This is a genomic window from Desulfamplus magnetovallimortis, from assembly GCF_900170035.1.
Lineage (GTDB): Bacteria > Desulfobacterota > Desulfobacteria > Desulfobacterales > Desulfobacteraceae > Desulfamplus > Desulfamplus magnetovallimortis.
The window spans coordinates 554589-579179 of sequence record NZ_LT828540.1; the positions used below are offsets into that span (position 1 = coordinate 554589).

A 24591-nucleotide genomic window follows, 5' to 3' on the forward strand; every position below is an offset into this window, starting at 1 on the left:
GGCAAGTTCCAGCGCCAGAAACACTATTATTTTTTCTTTACATATCATAGTGACAAGTATTATTGTCAAGAAAATATTAGCATCATTACGAAAGTACTCTAAACATTCATGGTCGCATTCAACGACCAAATAGTAGTTTTTCAGAAAACAAAAACACAAAATGTGGCGACGCGCTTTATAATTTATGACTCTTGAGACATAATCAATACGGAGTTAAATCATATGACACTCAATATCACTACTGACAAAAAAGATGGCTATAGCGTGGTTCATGTGGCAGGCCGCATTGATACCATAACTGCAGAGTCCCTTGAAGATGCACTGATGGATATTCTGTCTGAAGGAGAAGAGAAGATTATACTGGATCTCGAAAATGTCGAATATATAAGCAGTGCAGGCATCAGGATCCTTGTGGTTATAACAAAACAGATGTATGACTCAGGAGAACTCTTCTGCATCTTAAGCGAAAATGCAAGGGAAATTATAGAAATGGCAGGAGTAAACACCTTTGTAAATATTTGTGATACTATTGCGGAAGCTGAGGCAGCAATCCAATAAACCCCCATGATTCCTAAGGCATAACAACGAAGCATGAAAGTCATGATATATCCTCAAAATCGACATCTTTTGGCTTTCTCGGCACTTATTGCATTTGTCTGAACCAGGATTTACAGGATGCTCAGGATTTTTATCCTGTAAATCATTATCATCCTGGGCGTCCTGATTCAGACAGTAGTGGCAAGGCTCAAAATAGCATAGTGCATTGTCAAAGCTAAAAATTAGGATTCGGTTAATTGTAGAGACAAGGCATGCCTTGTCTCTACGTTGAAGATAAACCTAAAATTAAGTGTTGACAGTACAATAGGTGTCGGCTTTGAATATATCAGTATGATATGGTGATTTTCTAACAAACCCCAATGTTTGCTGAGGCATCACAACAAAACATGAAAGTCGTTTTATATCAGTATTTTATATAGACTTTCTAATAAACATTGAGTCTTATATGGCCGTTATTTGAACACAACTTTGGAGGCAGATGTGGAGTTTTTAACAAAAGAAAAATATCTTTTTTCATCAAAAGCGCCTAATATTTCAAAGGAGATGTTTGGTGTTGTGAGTTTTAAAGGCGTTGAGGGCATATCAAAAACATACAAGTTTGAAATAACATTGATTTCCTCTATGCACCACACAGATCCTCTTATCATACTTGAAAACCCTGCAATATTTACCATTTTGAGGCAGGAAGGCGGCAATGTAGAGTTCAACGGCATTCTTACAGAATTTGAAGAGATACAGGAGTTTAACGGCTATCTTTTTTATAAGGCCGTTCTCAGGCCTAAGCTGTGGTGGCTCAGGCTAACCCATCACAACCAGGTATTTCTGGATCTTAATGTTCAGGAAATCATGGAGAGTGCATTAAAAGACGGTGGCCTTGCCCAGGGAATTGATTTTGAATTCAGGCTTCAAAAAAGTTATGACAAGATGGAATATGTCTGCCAGTATGATGAGTCACATTTCAATTTTGTCTCCAGGTGGGCTGAGCGTGAAGGAATTTACTATTTTTTTGAGCAGACAGAACATGGTGAAAAAGTTATCTTCACTGATACCAGGATCTCCCACAGGGATCTGCTGTTTGAAAAAGAACTGCGTTATTATCCCCGTTCCGGCCTTGATGCTGTCCATATGGATGAAGTTATAAAGGATTTCAAATGCAGTCACAACCTCTTGCCATCCCGTGTTTATCTTAAGGACTACAACTATCTTAAACCTTCCCTTGTCGTAGAAGGTATAGCTGATGTTGATAAAAACGGAAGGGGGGAGACATATCTTTATGGAGAACACTTTGACTCTGTTGAAGAAGGAAACAGGCTTGCTTCAATAAGGGCAGAGGAGCTTTTCTGTCGCAAGTCGATTTTTCACGGAGAAGGCACAGTTCCTTTTATCACTCCCGGGTACACATTTAATTTGTATGATTACTACAACAATCATTACAACCGTAAATATCTCATATGCGAGGTGACCCACGAAGGTCACCAGACCGGCTATCTTGTTTCCGGAATATCACCGGAAGCTTCACAGCAGGATGAGGAGATGTTTTACTACAACCGCTTTACCGCAATATATTCTGATGCCCAGTTCAGACCGAAAAGAAAAGCTTTAAAACCAAAAATTTCAGGTACACTCAACGCAAAGGTGGATGCCGCATCCACCGGAAAATATGCAGAAATTGACGACCTTGGACGATACAAGGTTATCCTCCCTTTTGACAGAAGCGGAAGGTTCGGAGGCAAGGCATCAACATGGCTTCGCATGATGCAGCCCTATGCAGGAGAAAACCAGGGAATGCATTTTCCGTTACATAAGGGGACAGAAGTTCTTTTGACATTTATTGATGGTAACCCAGACAGACCACTTATTGCAGGTGCTGTTCCCAATCCTGAAACTTCAAGCCCAATTGTTAGCAGTAACCAGACAAAATCCGTTATCCAAACTGGTAAAAACCCTGTTGATTCATCTGTTGGCGCTGCTGCCTATGCAGCATATGCAAAAGGAGCCAATGATCACGATAATGAAAACTACATTGAATTTGAAGATAAAACAGGAAAGGAAAGAATAAGAATCCATTCTGATGGAGACCTCTGGCTTGAAGCTAAGAACCGCTATGCTACTTATACTGTAAAAGGACCTAATACAAGAGCAAATGTACCAACACACCTGAAATATCTGTGGGATAAATTTTATGCAGCCTCACCTGGTTTTAATCCAACTGGATTAAGGGCATACAGTTATGGAACTGAGGCCGTTGCCTCAGGCGGTACACCAACAGTAGATACAGCTTCAATGAAGAAACTTGCAAAAACAGGCAGGGTTCAACTTGCCAAAGGTGACACATTTAATACCCAAGAGGGTAATATTTATGATTTTGGAGGCTACTGGAACTACAATCTTGGTAATTCTTATGTGGAGGAACACCTTGACCAGTCAGCGGAATTGAATAAAACCCGATCTTCCTTTGATCTGCTGAACACCGGAGGACCGGACTGGACAACTATGAACTGGGCCAATGCACAGGATTCCAATGCATCCAAAGGACCTTCAACGTCTGACATCGAAATAGGAGCTTCAGGGGTCTGGGATCAGGATACAACCACAGGCAGCACATCTGTCTGGGTCGGGAAAAAATTTGGAAGATCCTATGACTATTCCGAGGCAGACACCATCGAAATATCAAAGGGGAGTTCCCTTTCAATACAGCATGGAGGCAGGCATGTTGAGATAGCTTTTAGGGGAACAACCAACGGAGGAAAAGGTGCCATAAAATCATGGGAGTGGTCGGAAAGTGGCGTAAAAAAAGAGAAAAAATGGAATAGTGGTGGAACTCTCATCTATGAAATGACTTCAAATGAAACCAAAGGCGTCACAGAAGAGACAACCTGGAACGGTTTTACCAAAAATAAGGTTCATTTTATATCCAATAATACAAAAAGTGGCATCACCACTGAAGAACAGTACTGCAAGGATTGGGAAATGCAGATGCTCTACAGCAGCAAAAAGCAGTCTATTGGCGGGGTACATAGTTTTGATTTCAGCATGGGCTGGAAAAATTCCATTGGAATTAACCTTGGAGCAACCCACTCACTAAATCTTGAGCTTGCCGAAAAATTCAATATGGAATTTACAGGTTCGCTCACAACCAAGATAGGTATAGGCGTTGCAATGGATTTTGTATTCTACTGGAACCCTGCCTGGGAACTTAAATTAAAAAACTTTCAATTTGAATTTCATGGCCCTGGGACAAAGCTTTCAAAAAAAGAGGATTTGCAGGCCAAGGTACAGAGCCTGCTTTTAGAAGATGCAAGGTTACACTTAGAGAGTAAAAATATTGATGTTGAAAAAGTAGATTTTGATCTCCTTACAAAGCAGTTATCCATAGAAAAATCATTTTTTATGCATATTTGATGACAATGCTACACACAGTTTTACCGTGGAAATAGATACAAATTTCCATATTCGGGGGTGGCTGAATGCCGGCCATGACCGTTTATTTTAATATTCAAGGGAGTTTTATCCAACCACTGATTTGACGGGTAATGTAAATACAATGAACATCATAAGACCCTTACAAATTTTCGCCAACAATCAGGTAATTGAACAACATCAGAAATTCTATCTTGTTGTATCAGCCTCCCTTGGCATCTCTCTTCAAACAGGAGAGGCATTGCTTGATGTTTACTATCTTAAAGATATTTTTGAATCAATGGATCAAGAACTCCCTCTTCCTGACATGGCAATGCCCAAACCCAATGGAGAATTCCTTGTTACCGGCAGCTATCATGCGCCAGACAAAAGGGCAGTTACAGGAGGCGAGGCAACTGTCTCAATTGGCAATAAACAAAAATCGCTTTACATATTCGGTCCCAGAAAATGGCAATCTGGCCGGCCGTCAAATCCTACCCCATTTACCAGTATGCCTATTAACTACAAAAATGCCTTTGGCGGCATGGAATATGACAGAAACCCTGAGGGAATCGGATTTAATGACGGGCTTCTTCCCTGTATTGAACATCCTCGAAATCTTGTTATATCACAAAAAGACAAACCTGAACCTGCTGGTTTTTCTCCTCTTCACCCCATGCTTCCCCAGAGGATGAAATACCAGGGAACCTATGATTCAACCTACAGGACAAAATTTTTTCCAGGCTACCCTGACGACCATGACTGGAGATATTTTTTGTGCGCTCCTGATGATCAATGGATAGATGGATATTTTAATGGAAACGAACTTTTTTCAATTAACAACATGCATCCTGATATTCCACTTTTAAAGGGGCAACTTCCCGGCCTTTATGCAAGGTGTTTTGTCAATCACAATAAAGCCGGCAACACAATATTTGGTGAACTTCCCCTTAATATGGATACCATCTGGTTTTTTCCTGAAAAACTTCTGGCAATGACTATCTTCAGGGGGGTAATGGAGGTTGAAGACGATGAAGCAGATACGGTTTCCCATCTTCTTCTGGCATATGAAGAAAAAAGTTCTTCCCCCCGCACTTCTGAATATTACAAAACTGCTCTTGAGAGACGTATCAACAGCGATGACAGAATGCTTAACAATCTTGCAACAGGAGATCTTGTTCCAGAAGGTCATAAAAGCCCCATGAAAGTGCTGATTGACACCGCTGTCACCACAGAGGAAAAAAACGAACTTGTAAAAAATATTGATACAAAAATTACCATGCTGGAAAAAAAAGCAGATGAGAAAATTGAAGAGTCCATCCAGCAAATCGAGAAAAACATCGCAGAATCTGACCTGCCTGACATGCCTGCCGGAAATTCCTCACCTGAAATACCTGCGGGAGTAAATGTGTATGGTATGCCAGGCCAAGACTCATCCTCCAAAAGTACCGACCATGGGAAACTTGATATCAGAAAGATGGTGACCAGAAAAGCTGATGCTTCACCAGATCCGGAAATGGAACAATTTAAGACCACTCTTGACAACATCATCCCAGGTATTACTTCCGGAGATTTACAAAAAATGGATCTGACTAATTTTTCGTCTGACTCCCTTGACAAAATTTTTGAGGCATTAGGTACATTTACAGAAAAAAAAGAAGAAAAGGCAAAAGAGCTTTCAAAAAACGAGATAAAAAAAGGAAAAAAAGAGATAGAAGCCCGTATTCAGGATGTTGAGAGGCAAATTGAAGAGACAAGAAAAATTGATAAACCAGGTCTGCTTGATGGGACAAGTGAGGTTGATACTTCAGAACATAGTGATGACACAGATAACCTTCAATCACTTGAAAACAGAAAAAAGAAACTTCTTGAAACTCTGGACTCTCTTAACACAATTGATCTTGATAACAATTCAACCCCGCCGATGCCCCTTCCCCGAATTGATATTGAAAAAATCAGAAGCCAGGCAGCCCCTGAAGAGATTAATCCCAGGATAATTGAGGCAATGGCTCATATCCAGGCCCAAAAATCCATGGGAATGGAAGATGAAAAAACAGAAGAGCTGGAAAAGCAGATTCAGGAGATGATGCAGACTTATGACAATGTGATTCATGAAAGACTAAATGAAGCAAAATCAGATTTCATGGAGACATATCGTATGGGAGCCCACTTCATGGGTGAAGGACTTTCCCCCCACAAGGAAGAACTGGCAAAGGTCAGGCAGGACTTTCTTGAGGCATTGTCAAATGGAGAAACTTTATCTGGGAAAGACTTTGCCTGTATTGATCTTTCCGGTGAAATCCTTGATGGAATAAACTTAAGTGGTGCATTGCTTGAACAGGTAAATTTCAAGGGAGCAAGCCTTAAAGGAGCAAATTTTTCCGGAGCCATACTTGCAAGGGCAAACCTTGAAGGTGCTGATCTAAGTGATGCTGATTTAACTGAAGCAAATGTTGGTGCGGTTAGTGCAAAAGGTGCAAATTTTTCAGGTGCCTGTATGAAATCAGCAAAACTGTCAAAGGGTGACTTTACAGATTCTGATTTTTCCAGGTGTGATCTCAGTGACATTGAATGCCTTGAAATAAAACTGAATGGATCAAATTTTACCGATGCAAAAATACCAGGCATACTTTTCCTTGAAATCACGCTCTCAAGGGTGATATTTAAAAAAGCAATTATAACAAGCAGTGCATTTTTCAAGTGTGCCATAAAACAATGTGATTTCACTGAGGCCATAATGGATAAAAGTGCTTTTGTTGACTGTCAATTGTCTGAAACAATCTTTAATGGCACATCTCTTTCTAATGGGTGCTTTGTTGCAACAGAATCTGGAAAGTCAGTTATGGAGCAAATATCATTTAAAAACTCCTGCCTTAAACAGGCCAATTTTCAAAACATGAAAATGCAATCAGCTTTACTCTCCGGAGCTGATCTTGAAAATGCCTTTTTTGGGGGAGCTGACCTCTCTAGAGCAGATCTATCTAAGGCATTTGCAAAAAACACCCAATTCAGGAAAACAATTTTGACAAACGCCACTCTTGACGACATCAATCTGATGCAAGGCTCCCTTGCAAAAGCTCGTTTGACAGATGCCTCAATTAAAAGAGCTAACCTCTACCAGGTTGATTTCTTAAGATCCACCATAACTCGAACTGATTTCAGCGGCAGCAACCTTGACAATACCCTTATTGAACAGTGGAGACCGCAATGACAAACTCCATGACAGGTCAAGAACTTTCCAGAAGAGTTAAAGATGAAGGTGATATTTTTAATGAAGAAGATTTTTCCGGAATAATATGCACAGAGACTGACATTTCCGGTGGCATTTTTAATAACGTATGTTTTGACTTTTGTGATTTTTCAAAAGCAAATCTTAAAGAGACGACCTTCAATAAATGCTCAATGAAGCAGGCTGTTTTTGCAAATGCAAATCTTAATGAAGCAAGATTTATCAACTGCAACCTTAACTCTTCAAATTTCAAGGAAATCAACACTGAGTCTGTTAAATTCATTGATTCTCAAATGGTGCAAACAAATTTTACAGATACAGCCATTGGGAACATGTCTCTTTTTTCAACTGTCAATTTAACCCAAGCTATTTTTGTCAAGTCACATCTGGATACTGCTGTATTTAATGATTGCATAATGGACAATATTGATTTCTCGCAATCAATGATTTACAAAACCACATTTTATAAATGCCAGTTTAGCAATATAATCATGCAAAATGCCTCAATCACCTTGTCCCTTTTTCATGGAGCAGCATTGTCTGAAACCAACTTCAGTAAAATGGATTTAAGCCAACTCCAATTCCATGAAAGCACACTTGATAAATGCAATTTTTCAAATGCAAAATTGATTCAGGGTGGATTTATGTGGGCAAAACTTGACAATGCAATATTTGACAATGCTACTCTGGAATTTGCAAATTTCTACGGCGCTGCCCTTGAAAGATCAAGTTTTAAAAACAGTTTAATGAAAATGGCAGGAATGCAGAGCGCCAAACTCGCCGGATCAAATTTTAGTAATGCAATACTGAACCACGCCCAGATGGAAGGCGTAGATGCTTCAAAAGCAATGTTTACAGGAGCAAACCTTTCTTATGCCGACCTTTCCCATGCTGATCTGACAGGTGCAGATCTTACAAATACAAACCTTACTATGACTAATCTGCATAATATTAAAACAGATGAAACCATATGGGCAGGATCAGACAGAGCCCTTGCCAGGGGCACCTGTCAAAAACGATTAAAAGCAGAAAAATGGGGTACCAAATGAGTATAATGCCAGAAATAAAAAGTGTTTTTCCAGATCAAGAATATGAGCCGTCAATCCGTAATGGAAAGGTGGTTGCCGTTCTTGCAAAAGCCGCCATTGTTGATATGGGGGGAGAAAAAATTAAAGCCCAAAAAGCATTTTCATGCCTTGTTGATCCTGAAGCCGGAGACACTGTTATCTGCTGCAAAAATGAAGATGATCAGTTTTATATTCTGGGCATCATGGAACGTGAAGATCATCGCAAACAGCAGATGAAGATATCCCTGCCTGCAGACGCAACACTTGAATCCGGAGATGGAAGCATATCCATATTAGCAAAGGAGACAGCGACAATCGCCTCGGAAAATCTCAATTTGATTTGCGGCGAGACACTATATAAAAGCCATAGTGCCACATTTTCACTTGACTCACTGACTGCCACAGGAAATACACTTCAGGCAAGCTATAAAACAGTCAATTTTTTCAGCCATATTATTAATACAATGGCCAAACATGTTTTCAACAGGTTTAAAGATTATATACGAAACACAGAATCCAGTGATCAGGTAAAAGCCCGTCAGATGACAAGAAATGCTGATGGAGTATTTTCCCTTGAAACCGGTCATACCATAATGGTCAGCAAAGAAAGTACAAAAATTGATGGCAAAAAAATTTTAATGGGCTAAGATTGATGGCATTCATTGTTGTGATGTACTCACGATCATGAGTGTTTTATTAGAAAGTCTCCATAACATGCTGATATACAACGACTTTAATGTTTCGTTGTGATGCGTCAGCAAACATGGGGGGGGGTTATTAAAAATAGCTGAATTCCTGAAAGGAGATAAAATGTTTGCAAATTGTTCAATGGCTCCGGGAATGGATTTTGGATTCCCAGATGTATGTATGACTCCGTTTTTTCCAGCCCCAATTCCCATACCATACCCAAATTTTGCAATGAAAGTGACGGCATTACCTCCAACCACCTCCATAAAACATTTAATAAACTTCATGCCTTCACACAACATGTCAACAACAATTCCATTAACCATCGGGGACACTCCAGGAGTTCTTCTTGGAGTGGCATCAGGAACAGTGATGGGGCCCGCAAGACATATAAGATGCAGCACCACAGTTATCACAGGTGGGACACCTGCTACCCGCATGCTGGATAATACATTGCATAATTCAACCAATGTGCCTACAGGTATGACACTGGTTCCAGGTCAATTCAAGGTTCTTTACCTTTCATGAAAGGATAAACTTAAAACAATGAGCAATGAAGAGAACAAATCAGAGACAGACAAAAACCTTCCATCATCAATTCAGTTTCACGTTTCGCCGGATCTTGAGTATGTTTACAGAGATATTTTCAACGTATATGTGGGCGCAGGTGATGTGGTGATAGAGTTTGGAAATCTTCACAGATCAATGCCAGAACATGCATCCATATCCAATAGGATTGTAATGTCTGTGGGTAACGCATATACACTGATGCAGACCATGCAGCAGGCTCTTCAGCAAGCCCATGACAGACTTCAAAAGAATTTTCAAAAAAGATCATGAATCAACAATCATGCAGAGAAAAGCAATGAGTGGAGAAAAAGTATTTTTAGTTGTTATATCTTCGTTTGTTTTAATTTTTTTGTTCATCCATTCCATAATTCTAATTGATTTCTCATTAAAATCATATCAAATATCAGATACATCTGTTTTTGAACAATCAGCTTCTTTGCATCACCAATCAAGTTTAGCAACAAACGATGAAACAGAGAGTAAACACAAACAGATAAAAAAGATTCAGCAGCAATCTGAAAATTTCAATATCAATTTGTTTCTGTCAGATCCATTAACCCAGGAGCAGATAAGACGCCTATTTGATTTTTATTCAAATTTTACTGGCAATAGTGAGATTGCAAACAAAATTCTAAAAACATGTCTCCAAACTGATACCCCTGTAAATCTTGCTTTTTCACTTGCATGGGCAGAGAGCAGATTTAACCCTACAGCATTTAATGTTAACAGAAACGGCTCGGTTGATCGGGGGATTTTTCAACTTAATGACTCATACAGACAGGATTGGAGTATCAACTCTTTTTATAATATTGACAAAAATATTGAAGAAGGAGTCCAGTATCTAAAAAAATGTATTAGTGACACAAATGGTGATGTTGAAAAAGCACTGGGTGCATATAACGCAGGTTTACATGCATCAATGAACGATGCATTATCCAACAAGACACGCCTTTATATCAGAAGCATTATAGCAAAAGAAGCAGAGCTGAATGAACAGTTAACTAATACTCTCTTTGCTTATGATTCCTCAAAGTGAACTTAGCGCCCTGCGGGTGAGCTTTTCCTCAAATAACCTCATTTTTCGGCATCCTTCATATCATGCAAAGTACTTTACACTTTCCGGAACAGTCTCCAAGAAAATTGGCAAGCAGTAGGGGCAATCCCTTGTGGTTGCCCTTCAGAATTGAGAATGCCAAAATGTTTTTCTGGAAATCTATATCACCCCCTGGTCAGACATCGAGGAAGGAAAACCACTTATGAACATTGAGCAAAATATTATTTCCGAATATTCAATCTTACTGGTAGAAAATCCTAAAGATCCCCTTGACCTGCTGTATCACTTTTTCATCCAGAAATATGAGGTTTACAGAGCAAAAAAATATCATGAAGCCCTTGATATACTCAGCCGGAACCATATTGACATGGTGGTATCTGACAACGCACTTGATGAAAATTCAGGAACAGACCTTTTCAGGATTATCCGGCAAAAATATCCTCTGACAGGGAAAATCCTCATTACAACCCCTTCCCACCCAATGAAAGAGATTACAGAGGCTCTGGAAAAAGGAATTATCGATCAGTTTGTTTTCAGACCCTTTGATGTAAACCAGATCTCCGATATTGTGTTTGATGTGTTAAACATGCATCTTAAAAAAATGATTGAAGAGAGAATACTTCTTGAATCCCAGCTTGTTCAGTCCTCAAAACTTGCAGCCATAGGAGAGCTTGTTGCAGGTGTTGCCCATGAGATCAACAACCCGCTTGGTTTTATCCATGCCAATCTTGAAAATCTGGCCGATTTTGTAAAAAAAATCCTGGAGCTTCTTGATAAGTACGACCACCTTATTAGTACAAATCCCTCCATTGACAAAAAAACAAAAGATAAGATGGAAAATGCGAAAAAAGAGATCAACTACTCATATCTTGCCACCCGCATTAACTCCATGATTGAACGGTCAATTGACGGTTCTGAGAGAATAGAGCGCATCATCACGGATCTCAAACTTTTTTCAAGACTTGACATGCTGGAATATTGTGAGGCAGATATTCATGAAGGGATAGACAGCACCCTCAATATACTTTATAGTGAATATAAAAACAGAATTGAAATAAAAAAAGAGTATGGCAATCTGCCACATATTACCTGTAACCCCTCCAAATTAAACCAGGTATTTATGAATATTCTTGTCAATGCTTGTCATGCCATTGAAGAGAGTGGCACTATAATTATATCAACATCTGTTGAGAAACAGCATATCCTTATCAAAATAGAGGACAGCGGAGCAGGTATCCCTGAAGGACATACAGGCAAAATTTTTGATCCGTTTTTCACGACAAAGCCTGTTGGAAAAGGTACAGGGCTTGGTCTTTCCATAAGCTATGGCATTATCAGGGAACATGACGGTACAATAAAAGTCAACAGCACCCCGGGTAAAGGCACTGTTTTTATCATCAGGCTACCCATTAAAAAAGGAGCATAAGATGACAGGTGAAAAACAATGGTACATCCTGTGCGTGGACGACGAACAGGATATTCTTGACTCACTGTATGATACCTTTATGGACAAATACCATGTCAAAACTTCAGACAATACACAAAAAGCACTTGAAATTGTGAACGAAATGAAAGATGAACTGTTTCTTGTGATTTCCGATCAGAAAATGCCGCTGATGGAGGGGACAGAATTTCTTTCAAAAATCAACGAAATAAAACCCACTTGCAAAAAGATATTGCTGACAGGTTATTCTGACACAAAAGCTGCAATAGATGCCATCAACAAAGGCTCTGTTGATAAGTTTTTAAGCAAACCCTGGAATCGTGACGACCTTGTCAAAACTGTGGAAAAACTATTTAAGGATTACAAAACAGACCTTATGTTTGACAAGATCATACAGGATACCAAAGGTCTGATGAAATCCTCAAAAGAGACAAAATGCTCACTTGAACTTTTCAGAGGCTTTCTTGAAAGCTGTATTGAAGGTATCTGCATTATAAGCCAGGCAGGTGCTGTTGAATATATCAACAGAGCCGGCCTTGATATTCTGAAATACGACACCATAGAAGAGGTCAGAGAAAAAAGTTTTAAGGAGATTTTCCTTTTAACCGACATGGGTCTCAAGGGCTTTCATGCCAAATATCAAAATAGGGATCCTTTACCAGAGCAGCTATATGTGAAAAGTTCAGATGGTTCAATTCATGATATGCTTGGCAACATCACATTTTGTGAAGATGAAAATGATTTCCGTGTAAATGGAATAGTTTTCAAGTTATCGTAAGGGAAAAGCCTTAAATATATTCATGGTATAGGAATTTCCATTTTTTTCAAAAACAAATAAACCCTCATGTTTGCTGACGCATCACAACGAAACATGAAAGTCGTTGCATATCAGCATGTTATGGAGACTTTCTAACAACCCCCCATGTTTGCTGACGCATCACAACGAAACATGAAAGTCGTTGTATATCAGCATGTTATGGAGACCTTCAAATAAAGGGATTTAATCATGCCAGTACTTGCAAAAGATATCATGGTAACAAATTTTGATACCATAAATCACAATGAACCAATTGAAACTGCAATAAAAATGATTTTCTGCGGCAAAATAAGAGAAACCGGTGATAAAACCACAAGCCTTATGGTTATAGACGATCATCACCAGTTTGTAGGTATTGTGACCATGTTTGATATTCTGTATCATTTAAGACCTGGAATTCTCAACTATGGAGTAAGCGGAGAAAACATATCCTGGGTAGGACAGATCAAACAATGCAAAGAAGAGCTGAAAAAAAAGAAAGTCAGGCAGATCATGAGTTCAGAAATTGTGGGAGCCCTTCCTGATGAGCATATAATGGTTCTGCTTGACCGGATGGTTAGAAACAAATATCATAGGCTTCCCATTCTCCAGAACAGTAAACCCCTTGGCATTGTATATATCTCGGATATCTACTTTCATCTGTTTGCAAGGGACGGCATTGTAAATAAAAGAAAAGAGTGAAGATCTCGGAATAACTACCGGAGCAAACATAAATCTATGCTTTTTTAGGCATGCTTCATTTTTCAGTTTACACTTTCCTTATAGTAAACAATCATGGTATGGTAGGCTTATGAAGCATGCTCACTGAAGGAGACTAAAGTGAAAAATGGAAAAAAAAACAAGAGGTCAGACAACATTCCATCATCTGAAAGCAGTGAGATGAAAAAAGAAAAAGTTGATGATGATCCCTTAAAAAATAATAACATTGAAAAAGAAACCGATAACCAAAAACAGACGGTTGAAACAGATCCCCTAACAAATAACAAACAAAAGGAGATTAGATCAGAAATGAACACCACCAAGCAAAAAACTGCACAGACCCAGGTACCCAATGAAAAAGGCGAAAATGAAGCTGTCATGGCCCCCGCTACACGCACAAGCCAGGCAAAACATATCGTGAAAAACAGAATGATAGCTTCTGTGGGAGCAGGCCTGATTCCTTTCCCTGCCGTAGATATTGCAGCTCTTACAGGTATTCAGCTTGATACTGTCAGGGCTCTTTCCAAGCTTTATGAAGTGAAATTCACAAAAGATCTTGGAAAAACAGCTATTTCCAGTTTAACTGGTGGGCTTTTTCCTGTGGCAACAGGCCCATGGGTAAGCTCTATAGCAAAGAGTGTTCCGGTTGTTGGCCAGCTTATGGGAGCCATCTCCATGCCAGTAGTGGCTGGTGCATCAACATATGCACTTGGGCAGGTATTCATTCAGCACTTTGAATCTGGAGGTACATTTTTAACTTTTGATCCTGAAAAAGTTAAAGACTATTTTCAGAAGGAGTTTGAGAAGGGAAAAGATTTTGCAAAAAAAGAAGCTGAAGTGAAAGCAGGATAAATTATTTACATTAATATCCCCTATGTCTTTGAAATTTTCTGAAGTGACCTATTTGCCTCCCCTCCGGATTCCGGATGGGGGGCAAAAATCTTTATAACGACCACTTAATAGTCATATAAGTTCTAATCACTGCTACCTGATCTTTTGTTTTTGTTTGTCCCAAAAACCCATGGATGGTGGCCAATTAAACGGGCATGATTGATTGCGTATCAATCACCCCCAAATATAAAAATGATAGTCATTTTCACGGTAAAGAACTTATGACTTACGAGAACAGCCATGGGAAACATAAAAACCACAACAAAGCAACAAAATGTTCACAACATATTCACCAATGATTCTTAAATAAACAACATGATAACTCAGTTTTTAATTTTCAAATATATCAAACATTTTCCAACACCCCCTATAACATACATGGTGGATGACCGCAGCAGCCTCAACATAGGAAGTCTCAATAAAAACAGCCACTTATAGAGGCTTTCATATAAAAACAATCATGAATAACATCTTCCCGCTTTTCATACAAATTCCATTTTCATTGAAAGCCCATGTTTTTTAAACCCAACAGACTCAAAGCTTTGCCTGTGATTCTGTGATCATCATGGACGCCATATGGTAAACCAACAAGGATTGTATAAAATGGATAATACCAAAAATCAAGACGTCACCACCCTGGGAAAACTGCTTAGGGCAAGGGCAAAATCCACACCGAACAAAAAAGCCTATTCATATCTGAAAAACGGTCTGGATGAAGCAGTTTCATTCACATATGGCCAGCTTGATGAAGCAGTCAGAGCAACTGCGGCATCAATACCTGACAAGATAATGCCCGGAGACCGTGTACTTATTCTCTATCCCCCGGGAGTTGACTTTCTCATCGGTTTTTTTGGTGCCCTTTATGCAGGCCTTGTGCCTATTCCTGTTCCACCCCCTGATCCCACGCGACTCAAACGGACACTGCCGAGATTGATGTCAATTGTAAGGGATGCACAGGCCCCCCTTGTCATGACCACAAAGAGAATTTCAGAACAGATGTCAGGCTCTGATTTTGATTCCCTACACATACTTGCCACAGATGCAGTTGACAGAAAAGTCAGTGAGCTATGGGATCCCACCCACATGGATAGTGTCAACCCGGACGATCTTGCCTATCTGCAATATACATCCGGATCAACAGGTACCCCCAAAGGTGTTATGCTGGATCATGGAACGGTTTTATATCATTTGGGTTTATTACAACGCATGTTTCGCCATACGCCGGAGAGTGTATCTGTGGTGTGGATGCCAAATTTCCACGATTACGGCCTGGTGGACGGACTTTTAGAACCCCTTTATAATGGAACCCCATGCTATATTATTTCACCCATAACCTTTATAAAAAATCCCTTTGTCTGGCTAAAAGCCATTGATATATATGGTGGTACCCATACCCAGGCACCCAACTTTGCATTTGAACGCTGTATCCTTAAAATATCAGAAGAGCAAAAAAAAGATCTTAACCTTTCAACAATGAGGGTTGCAAGCAATGGTGCCGAACCCATACGCAGGGAAACGGTTTTTGATTTCATATCCACATTTGTGCCCTGCGGTTTCCCACCAAGGGCTTTTTTCCAGGCCTACGGCATGGCAGAAGCCACCCTTGCTGCCACCACAAAGCCCTATGACGGCCCCATAGAGATGTGTCATGTGGACGCATTTGCCCTTGAGCATGAATATAAGGTAGTACCCCCAGGCGGCTCAAATAAAAATATTGAACCTGTAAAAATTGAATCCCTTGAGCAGATTTCAGCGTTAAAAGATTCTCCAGAGTTGACTCTACCTAATGCCAGATGGATTGTAAGCTGTGGCATTCCTTACATGAACATAGTAATTGCCCATGTAAAAACCCTTGAAAGATGTGCCGACGGAGAAGTTGGTGAGATTTGGATATCTGACCCAAGTGTTGCATCGGGCTACTGGCAAAAACCTGAAGAGACCTATAAAACATTTGCAGCACGCCTTTCAGATGCCCCGGAAGAGGGGCCATTCCTTCGCACCGGAGACCTGGGTTTTATGCTGAACGGACAGATGTACTTCACAGGAAGACTCAAGGATCTTATCATAATTGACGGGGTCAACCATTATCCCCAGGATATTGAGTGGACTGTGGAGGAGTGCCATCCAGCAATCCGACCTGGGCAATGCGTTGCCTTTTCCGTAGAAGAGGATTGCCAGGAAAAACTTGTAATACTGGCGGAAGTAAACCCCATGGATAATTGGGATGAACTCTTCAGCTCGGTAAGAAAAGCCGTTGCAGAACACCATGAGCTGACACTGCACACCTTTGTGGCACTCAAAAAAGGGGGCATCTACAAAACCTCAAGTGGCAAGGTTCAAAGGAGGGGATCTAAAACCGCCTTTATTAATGACAACCTTGATTCCTTTGCCGTGTGGAACCGCCCAAAATCCACCATTATATCCACCATTATATCCACAGAGGCAACAGACAAAATACGCTCCTGGCTAATAAAGGCAGTGTCTAAGTATTTAAGCCTGCCTGAACATGCAGTTGACCCATCTGCATCCTTTGCCGACCATGGCATGAACTCCAGAACCGGTGTGGAGCTTGCAGGGGAGATGGAGAGATGGCTGGGAAGGGAGATATCCCATACCCTTATGTGGGAATACCCCAATATTGACACCTTGAGCCGCTTTTTAGGGGGATCTTTGGAACCCCATGAAGCGGTCTGTACAATTGAAGATCAATCGGGATGTGACAACCCCATTGCCGTGGTATCCATGGCCTTGCGTTTTCCAGGAGCAGACACTCCGGAGCAGTTCTGGGAAATTCTTAAATCATGCAGCATAACAGTTGGCCCATGGACAGAATCCCGCATGGAGGACAGCCATGGCTCTCTTTTTAAGGAGGGTACAGGCCCTGGTAAAATTACATCACTCAGGGGAGGGTTCATTAAAAACCCCGATCTTTTTGATGCAGAGCTTTTCGGCATAGTTCCCAAGGAAGCTGAGATAATGGATCCCCAGCAGCGTATCCTCCTTGAAGTTGCCTGGGAAACCTTTGAACGTGCCGGAATAAACTCCCAGACCCTCTCCGGTACCAATACCGGTGTTTTCATCGGCATAAGTACAGATGATTACTCCTTCCTGCAGATGGGAAATACCAATGCAATATCAGCATACACAGGACCTGCCAAGGCTCTGAGCATATCGGCAAACAGGATATCCTACCAATTTGACCTTAAGGGTCCCAGTATGTCCATTGATACTGCATGTTCATCCTCCCTTGTTGCCCTGCACCAGGCATGTCAGAGTTTAAGAAATGGAGAATCTTCCATGGCCCTTGCGGGGGGTGTGAACCTTATTTTATCACCCCACATGAGCATAGCACTTTCCCAGGCAAGCCTCATGGCACCGGATGGCCTTTGTAAAACCTTTGATGAATCTGCCAATGGTTATGTCAGGGGAGAGGGTTGCGGCCTTCTACTTCTAAAACGCCTTTCAGATGCCCAAAGGGACGGGGATAACATTTTGGGAGTAATCCATGGATCTGCAATTAACCAGGATGGACACAGCAACGGACTCACAGCCCCCAACGGCCTTGCCCAGCAGCAGGTTATTAAAAATGCCCTTGCAGCAGCGGGACTTTCACCAAGGGATATTGGCTATGTGGAAACCCACGGTACAGGTACAACCCTTGGTGATCCCATTGAAGTAAAGGCCATACAGGCAGTTTTAGGTGAAGGAAGGGATTTGCCCGCTGGCCAGGGTGATGGAAATCTGTGTGTGCTGGGTGCAGTAAAGGCAAATATTGGACACTTAGAATCCGCTGCAGGGGTGGCAGGGGTTATAAAAGCGATTTTATGCCTGAATAAAGGTGAAATTCCCCCACAACCCTCCTTTAACAAACTCAATCCCAGGATAAATATTGAAAATACACCATTTCACATTCCAAAGGAGTCCTTTAGGTGGCCTGAAGGAAAAACCTCCCGTTTTGCAGGTGTAAGCTCCTTTGGCTTTGGCGGGGCAAATGCCCATATGATAATATCCTCCCCCCCAAAATTAGAGTGTATTAATAATCTTCCCCATACTGACTCTCTGGATTCTCCCATAAAAAAGAAAGAAAGTGATGCTGATAAAAATTTGATGGTACTCAGTGCTGTAAATGAGCAGGCCCTTGGTGCCCTTGCACTTAAATGGTCAAAATTTATTTCAAACCATAAAAATACTCCTGATAATAATTACCTGAATCATCAAAATAACCTTAGCATATTCAGACAATGGTGCCACAATGCAGCCACAAGGCGGACAAAATTGCCATGTCGCCTTGCCATTACAGGTGATACCCCTGAATCCATTCAAGTAGGACTTAAAGATTACGCAATCAGCCTGTCCCAATCCATGGAGTCCCTTCACATGGAGTCCATTGAAATGGATCGTGGGATTTTAGAAACTGATACTACCAATATTGACGGCAAATCATCTACTACAGTAATAAAACAGGCAAAACTTCAGACAGCTAAATTCCATGGAGTAAAGCCTTCCATAGCTTTCTTTTTCACTGGCCAGGGTTCCCAGTATCCAGGTATGGGGAAGAAACTTTATGAAAACGAACCTGTTTTTAAAAATGCCATGGATCAATGCGATAAAATTCTCACCCCCATGCTTGGGCGATCCCTGGTTGAGCTCCTTTATGGTGATAACCCTGCATCAAAGGAAGAGCTTGCTGAAACGCTTTTGACACAACCTGTGGTGTGTGCCATTGAATATGCCCTTGCAAAGATGTGGATGGCATGGGGAGTAAAACCGGATGTGGTTTTAGGGCATAGTGTCGGGGAGTATATGGCAGCCTGTATTGCAGGGGTGTTCTCCCTTGAAGATGCCCTGAAACTTGTAAGTCAGCGTGCCCGACTGGTGAATACAACAGAGGAATCAGGCTCCATGGTTTCTGTGTCTGCCAGAAAATCCAGCATAAAATCCATTATGGAGAGCTTCAATGATCCAAAGCTATCCATAGGATGTTATAACACTCCAGGTAGCCATGTATTATCCGGCCCTTCTGCCACCCTTGAAAAAATTGCAGACCTTCTGGAAAGCCAGGGTATAGAAGCACGCCTCCTGCCTGTATCCCATGCCTTCCACTCTCCCTTGATGGAACCCATAATGGAAGGTTTTAGAGATGTAGCTTCAAAGATAGAATACCATCCCCCTGCCATTCCAATATATTCCAATGTATCCGGAACCACTGCCGGCAGTGAAATGGCCTCCCATGAATACTGGGTGAACCATTTAAGGGCACCTGTGCGTTTTTCTGATTCTGTGCAGGCTCTCCTTAAAAAAGGGGTATCAATCTGCCTTGAAATTGGTCCAAAACCTGTACTTATTGCACTGGCCAGGCAGATCGCCGATGAAATTTCTTCAAATAACCTTGGCACCGAAGAAAATTTGGAGAGTGGTACTACTCTGGAGAGTGACAGAGCTTTGGAGAGTGGAACTAATTTGGAGAATGTTAGCAATCAATGGTCAAATGGAGCTGATCAATTTCATAAAATTGCCTGGCTACCCACCCTTCGCCCCAGAGTTGACGACAGGGATCAGGTGATGGAAAGCCTTGGGACCATGTTTATCCATGGAGTTTCCATTGACTGGCATAAATATTATGGCAGATCCAGTTCTTCTTCTGCCATGGCCGGGAAGCTTCCCACCTACCCGTTCCAGAAAAAAAGATACTGGCTTGATACAGATTCATTCCAGTTGCAAAGAAAAAATGGAGAATTATTCTCAACAGATGATTTTTCCGGGTATGATTTCCCTGGAAAAATGACAGACTCTCCTTTGCTTGACAAGGTGCTTTTTGAAAAACGCTATGATACACAATCAATGCCATGGATAGGAGAGCACAGGGTATTTGGTACTATTGTACTTCCTGGAGCTTCCCACATATCCCTTATAATGGAAGCAGCAATAGCACTTCTGGGAAGAACTCCCTTTAGTATCAAGGATATAATGTTCTCAAGTGCCTTAACTGTTCCGGACAACGGCTCCCGCATGGTACATCTTGTGATGGATCGTGTAGAAGAGGATGGAAAACCCATACCCTTTACCCTTGCCAGCAGGGATGCCCTTTTGGAAACAAGGGATAAAGCAACATGGCAGGAACATGCAGTCGGTTACCTGACTCCAGGCACAAAGGCTTCTGACCCGGTAAATGGTGACATAAGAAATAATGACATAAGAAATGATGGCATAAGAAATGATTACATAAGAAATGATTACATAAGAAATGATTACATAAGAAATGATTACATAAGAAATGATTACAAAATCCATGAAAACATTCTTATGCAAACAATCAAAGATAGATGTTCACTCCTTGAAGGTAATTTTTACAAGGATATATGGCAACCCGCCATCTCCCTTGGCCCCCATTTTTCATGGGTGGATTCCATCTGGAAGGGTGAAGGAGAGGTTCTTGCCAAACTGGTAAGGCCACAGGGAGAGAATCCCAAGAAATTTACCCTTTCACCGGGTCTCATTGACTCCATGCTTCAGGTATTAACTGCCATAGTTAAAGTTGGAAACAGTGAAGCTGCTGTTCCCTTCAGTTTTGAGAATTTTGAATGGTATGGCTCTCAATCAGAGGATGTTTTATGGAGCCATGTGGTTTTGAGACGGGATGCAGATGCTCGGGACAATACAGCATCCCATGATATCATAAGTGATGTTACCCTGATGGCAGAGGATGGCAAAGTAATTGCCCGTGCCAGGGGATTCAGGGCATGGAGGGTGAAAAGCCGTACACTACTTGGTAACAGTGGCACTTCAGGCTCTGTGCTTAAAAAAGCTCTTTACCATATAAACTGGAATGATATGAGTGTACCCTTTTTTGATCACTCGGTAGGCCAAACCTCACCCCCCGGCCACATCGAAATGGCTGGAGAGGGGGAGAATAATGCAAAAAGGGTACACTCAAAGGATATAACCCCATTAACTGATATAAATATAAAATGGCTCCTTATAAATGCAGTACCAAAAGAAAATAACATCAGTACAGAAAAATCAGTATCAAAATCAATCTCAAAATCAGTAGAGATTAACCAAGACCTAATCAATCTTCTCAAGGAACATGGTATTGAAGTTGTAAAACTTGATGCCCCTGAAAATTCAACGATCACAACCAATGCAGTCACAGCCATTTTAAAGGAAAAGGGACAATTTCAAAGGGTAATCTACCATGCAGGTAAAAATAGCAACAACAATACCGGCAAAGATAATAACAAGATGGAAAACATTCCCGATCCTTCCATGGAAGCTGTCCGCCACTGTACCAACCTCTACACAGTGATACAGGCCATCATGGAAGAAAACAGCAATAAAGATCATGGTGATATGCCCTACCATCTTCCGGGATTAGGTATTATTACCCATGGTGCCCAGGCCGTTTTAAAGGGAGATGTGCCAGATCCTTCCCAGGCAGCCCTGTGGGGTATGGCAAAGGTTCTGAGGATGGAAAATCCAGATTTACGGTGCAGGTGTATAGATCTTAAAGCAAATGCTTCCAAAGCGGATGCTATTGCAATGCAGCTCTCCCAAATGCTTATCCATGATAATGATATCTGGGATCGTGCCTTAAGAGGTGATATTCTCCTCCAGGCAGAGATAGCACCCCTTCCATATGGTGAACTTTTTCAGCCTGCACAACAACCAGGCACAGCTATTGCCCAAGCCATGAAAGATTCCCACATATCTTCTGAAGCAACCTATCTTGTTTCAGGTGGTACAGGTTCTCTGGGACAGGGATTGGTTAAATGGCTAACTGAACAGGGAGCACGCCATATAATAATCACGGGACGCAGGGAACCTTCGGCTACACTAAAGGATAAAATCCAGGAATTTGCACAATCCGGCATTACGATCCTGCCCCTGCAAGTTGATATCAGGGATTTCAACGCCCTAAAAAGAGCAGTTGACCAGGCCATGGAAACCCTCCCCCCCATCAAGGGCGTATTTCACCTTGCAGGGGTGCTTGATGATGCCTTAACATTAAAACAGAACTTTGAAAAACTCACCAATGTAATTGAACCCAAGGTTAAAGGTGCCTGGAATCTTCACCGGATAATGGCGGATCAAGATCACGATATATTTATATGCTTCTCATCGGCTGCCGGTCTCATGGGCTCCATGGGACAGGGTAACTATGCTGCTGCCAATGCTGCCATGGATGCCTTTATGGCATGGAGGCGTAACCTTGGATTGCCCGGGCTTGCCATCCAGTGGGGCCCATGGTCAGAAGGTGGAATGGCTGCTTCAATGGCAAAGCAGGATCAGGAACGCTTTAAAGGTTACGGTATATCCCCTGTAAATCCATCAGATGCCTTTGAACTTCTCACAGATATCTTCCATGGTGGAAAGATCCTAAACGGAACAGATGCTCTCAATTCCACCCTTTCCAGAGAATCCCTTCCGCTATCTTCCATGGGTGTACTCTCGGTGGACTGGAACGTTTTTATACCCAATATATTCCGTAAAGGGTCTCCCCTATTTTTCAAAACTGTTGAAAAGGCCTCCCAATCAAATAGCAATTTAAGATCACCTGACTCCAAAGCACCGTCAAAAACCGATACAGTTACCAGTAACCTTGCAGAGGAGATCAAATCATTGTCACCCCAGGATGGGGAAACTATGCTGGATAAGCATCTTAGAAAACTTGTGGCCAATGCCCTTGGGATTGCCAATCCATCATCCATAGGCCCCCGCCAGCGACTGTTTGATCTTGGCCTTGACTCCCTTGGTGCAGTGGAGCTTAAAAACCAGCTTGCCGCCTCACTTGGTGCAACACTGCGTCCCACACTCTTCTTTGATTTTCCAACCCTTGCAGCCCTTATGGATCATTTGAAAAAGGATATATTGCAAATAGGCCATAAGGAAATCATGGAAGTTGAACCTGAACAAGCCGGGGAAGAGTTCTCAACAGCAGAACTCACTGAATCCCTTGAAGGTATGTCTGAAGATGCCCTTGCCGCACTTCTTGCAGATGAATTAAAGATGTAAACTGAAAAGACCAATATTTTTCAACAGGAGGAATAAACCAGCAGATGACACAGACCTCTCCGGATTACAAAAAACTGATGGCCAGGGCACTCATTGAGATAAAAGATTTAAAGGCCCAGCTTAATCGCCAAAAAGATGTAAGATCAGAACCTGTAGCTGTAATCGGAATGTCCTGTAGATTCCCAGGAGGTGCAGATTCCCCTGAAGAGTATTGGAATATCCTTGAAAATGGAATAAATGCCATCTCTGAAATGCCCAAAGACAGATGGGATATAGACCGTTTTTACGATCCAGATCCAGGGGCACCTGGTAAAACCTGTACAAAAAAAGGTGGCTTTATCAAGGATCTGAAGGGCTTTGATGCCGGTTTTTTCGGGATATCCCCAAGGGAGTGTGAAAGCATGGATCCACACCAGCGGATTCTCCTTGAAGTAAGCTGGGAGGCACTGGAACATGCGGGGATTATACCGGAGCATCTCTTTGGGAGCAACACCGGTGTTTTCATCGGGGTAAGCAGCGTTGATAATATGGTAAGGCTTTTGGGGGAGGCTCCCCTCAAGGAAACCGATGCCTATTATGGTACAGGATGTGCCATGGCTCCCATTGCAGGACGTGTTTCATACAACTTTGGTTTCACAGGCCCGAGTTTTGTGGTTGATACTGCCTGCTCCTCATCACTTCTTTCCTTACACCTTGCTGCTGAAAGCTTAAGGAGAAAGGAGTGCGATCTGGCACTTGGGGGCGGGGTGCACCTTCTGTTCCACCCAGGTGTTTTTGTTGCATTCAGCCAGGCCAGGATGCTCTCTCCGGACGGATTTTGTAAAACCTTTGACGCATCCGCCAACGGCTATTCCCGTGGTGAAGGATGCGGAGTCATTGTGCTTAAACGCCTTTCAGATGCCATACGGGACAATGATCCGGTAATTGCCCTGATAAGGGGTTCTGCCGTTAACCAGGATGGTGCCAGTGGCGGTCTCACCGTACCCAGCGGCCCTTCACAGGAGCAGGTTATCAAGCTTGCACTTACACGGGCAGGCATGACCCCAAGGCAGATAAACTACATTGAAGCCCATGGTACCGGCACCCCCCTTGGGGACCCCATTGAAGTTGGAGCACTTGCCAATGTCCTTTGCAGGGAAAGAACAGAGCCACTTATTGTGGGAT

At 41.8% G+C, this 24591-nt stretch carries 14 protein-coding genes; all 14 read left to right on the plus strand.

Annotated elements, in window-relative coordinates:
• Positions 1 to 222: 222 nt before the first annotated feature.
• Positions 223 to 558 carry an STAS domain-containing protein gene (locus MTBBW1_RS02320; protein WP_080798598.1) on the plus strand — a complete coding sequence of 112 codons (336 nt, stop codon included), beginning with the start codon at positions 223 to 225 and terminating at the stop codon, positions 556 to 558.
• Positions 559 to 1038: 480 nt separating this feature from the next.
• Positions 1039 to 3960 carry a type VI secretion system Vgr family protein gene (locus MTBBW1_RS02325; RefSeq protein ID WP_139786633.1) on the plus strand — a complete coding sequence of 974 codons (2922 nt, stop codon included), beginning with the start codon at positions 1039 to 1041 and terminating at the stop codon, positions 3958 to 3960.
• A 142-nt stretch (positions 3961 to 4102) separates the two neighbouring features.
• Entirely contained in the window at positions 4103 to 7168 is a 3066-nt protein-coding gene (locus MTBBW1_RS02330; RefSeq protein ID WP_080798605.1) for a DUF2169 family type VI secretion system accessory protein, read from the plus strand.
• A complete protein-coding gene (locus MTBBW1_RS02335; RefSeq protein WP_080798608.1) occupies positions 7165 to 8235 on the plus strand; it encodes a pentapeptide repeat-containing protein in 1071 nt (356 codons plus the stop codon). Before MTBBW1_RS02330 ends, MTBBW1_RS02335 begins: the two co-directional genes overlap by 4 nt.
• Positions 8232 to 8900: a DUF3540 domain-containing protein gene (locus tag MTBBW1_RS02340; RefSeq protein ID WP_186441042.1), complete on the plus strand. Its 669-nt coding sequence runs from the start codon at positions 8232 to 8234 to the stop codon at positions 8898 to 8900. The genes MTBBW1_RS02335 and MTBBW1_RS02340 overlap by 4 nt, the downstream gene beginning before the upstream one ends.
• Positions 8901 to 9063: 163 nt before the next feature.
• A complete protein-coding gene (locus tag MTBBW1_RS02345) occupies positions 9064 to 9468 on the plus strand; it encodes a DUF4150 domain-containing protein (RefSeq protein WP_080798614.1) in 405 nt (134 codons plus the stop codon).
• Positions 9469 to 9486: 18 nt separating this feature from the next.
• A complete protein-coding gene (locus MTBBW1_RS02350; protein ID WP_080798617.1) occupies positions 9487 to 9780 on the plus strand; it encodes a DUF3467 domain-containing protein in 294 nt (97 codons plus the stop codon).
• Between the two features lie 25 nt (positions 9781 to 9805).
• Complete coding sequence (locus tag MTBBW1_RS02355; RefSeq protein ID WP_080799676.1) at positions 9806 to 10546, plus strand: transglycosylase SLT domain-containing protein; 741 nt, start codon at positions 9806 to 9808, stop codon at positions 10544 to 10546.
• 220 nt (positions 10547 to 10766) lie between these two features.
• Complete coding sequence (locus tag MTBBW1_RS02360; protein WP_080798619.1) at positions 10767 to 11990, plus strand: hybrid sensor histidine kinase/response regulator; 1224 nt, start codon at positions 10767 to 10769, stop codon at positions 11988 to 11990.
• A gap of 1 nt (position 11991) precedes the next feature.
• On the plus strand, positions 11992 to 12786 hold the full coding sequence (locus MTBBW1_RS02365) for a response regulator (protein WP_080798621.1): 795 nt from the start codon (positions 11992 to 11994) through the stop codon (positions 12784 to 12786).
• A gap of 228 nt (positions 12787 to 13014) precedes the next feature.
• Positions 13015 to 13506 carry a CBS domain-containing protein gene (locus tag MTBBW1_RS02370; protein WP_080798624.1) on the plus strand — a complete coding sequence of 164 codons (492 nt, stop codon included), beginning with the start codon at positions 13015 to 13017 and terminating at the stop codon, positions 13504 to 13506.
• A 138-nt stretch (positions 13507 to 13644) separates the two neighbouring features.
• Positions 13645 to 14376 carry a YcjF family protein gene (locus MTBBW1_RS28980; RefSeq protein ID WP_222423967.1) on the plus strand — a complete coding sequence of 244 codons (732 nt, stop codon included), beginning with the start codon at positions 13645 to 13647 and terminating at the stop codon, positions 14374 to 14376.
• A gap of 642 nt (positions 14377 to 15018) precedes the next feature.
• Positions 15019 to 23427, plus strand: a complete 8409-nt coding sequence (locus tag MTBBW1_RS02380) for a type I polyketide synthase (RefSeq protein ID WP_186441043.1) — start codon at positions 15019 to 15021, stop codon at positions 23425 to 23427.
• 44 nt (positions 23428 to 23471) lie between these two features.
• The coding region (locus MTBBW1_RS02385; protein ID WP_222423968.1) for a beta-ketoacyl synthase N-terminal-like domain-containing protein at positions 23472 to 24591 on the plus strand (1120 nt) is incomplete at its 3' end.

What these genes read in the sequence shown, in the direction of transcription:
- MTBBW1_RS02320 (WP_080798598.1), top strand. Translation starts at nt 223, where the DNA reads ATGACACTCAATATCACTACTGACAAAAAAGATGGCTATAGCGTGGTT.
- MTBBW1_RS02330 (WP_080798605.1), top strand. Translation starts at nt 4,103, where the DNA reads ATGAACATCATAAGACCCTTACAAATTTTCGCCAACAATCAGGTAATT.
- MTBBW1_RS02335 (WP_080798608.1), top strand. Translation starts at nt 7,165, where the DNA reads ATGACAAACTCCATGACAGGTCAAGAACTTTCCAGAAGAGTTAAAGAT.
- MTBBW1_RS02340 (WP_186441042.1), top strand. Translation starts at nt 8,232, where the DNA reads ATGAGTATAATGCCAGAAATAAAAAGTGTTTTTCCAGATCAAGAATAT.
- MTBBW1_RS02345 (WP_080798614.1), top strand. Translation starts at nt 9,064, where the DNA reads ATGTTTGCAAATTGTTCAATGGCTCCGGGAATGGATTTTGGATTCCCA.
- MTBBW1_RS02350 (WP_080798617.1), top strand. Translation starts at nt 9,487, where the DNA reads ATGAGCAATGAAGAGAACAAATCAGAGACAGACAAAAACCTTCCATCA.
- MTBBW1_RS02355 (WP_080799676.1), top strand. Translation starts at nt 9,806, where the DNA reads ATGAGTGGAGAAAAAGTATTTTTAGTTGTTATATCTTCGTTTGTTTTA.
- MTBBW1_RS02360 (WP_080798619.1), top strand. Translation starts at nt 10,767, where the DNA reads ATGAACATTGAGCAAAATATTATTTCCGAATATTCAATCTTACTGGTA.
- MTBBW1_RS02365 (WP_080798621.1), top strand. Translation starts at nt 11,992, where the DNA reads ATGACAGGTGAAAAACAATGGTACATCCTGTGCGTGGACGACGAACAG.
- MTBBW1_RS02370 (WP_080798624.1), top strand. Translation starts at nt 13,015, where the DNA reads ATGCCAGTACTTGCAAAAGATATCATGGTAACAAATTTTGATACCATA.
- MTBBW1_RS02380 (WP_186441043.1), top strand. Translation starts at nt 15,019, where the DNA reads ATGGATAATACCAAAAATCAAGACGTCACCACCCTGGGAAAACTGCTT.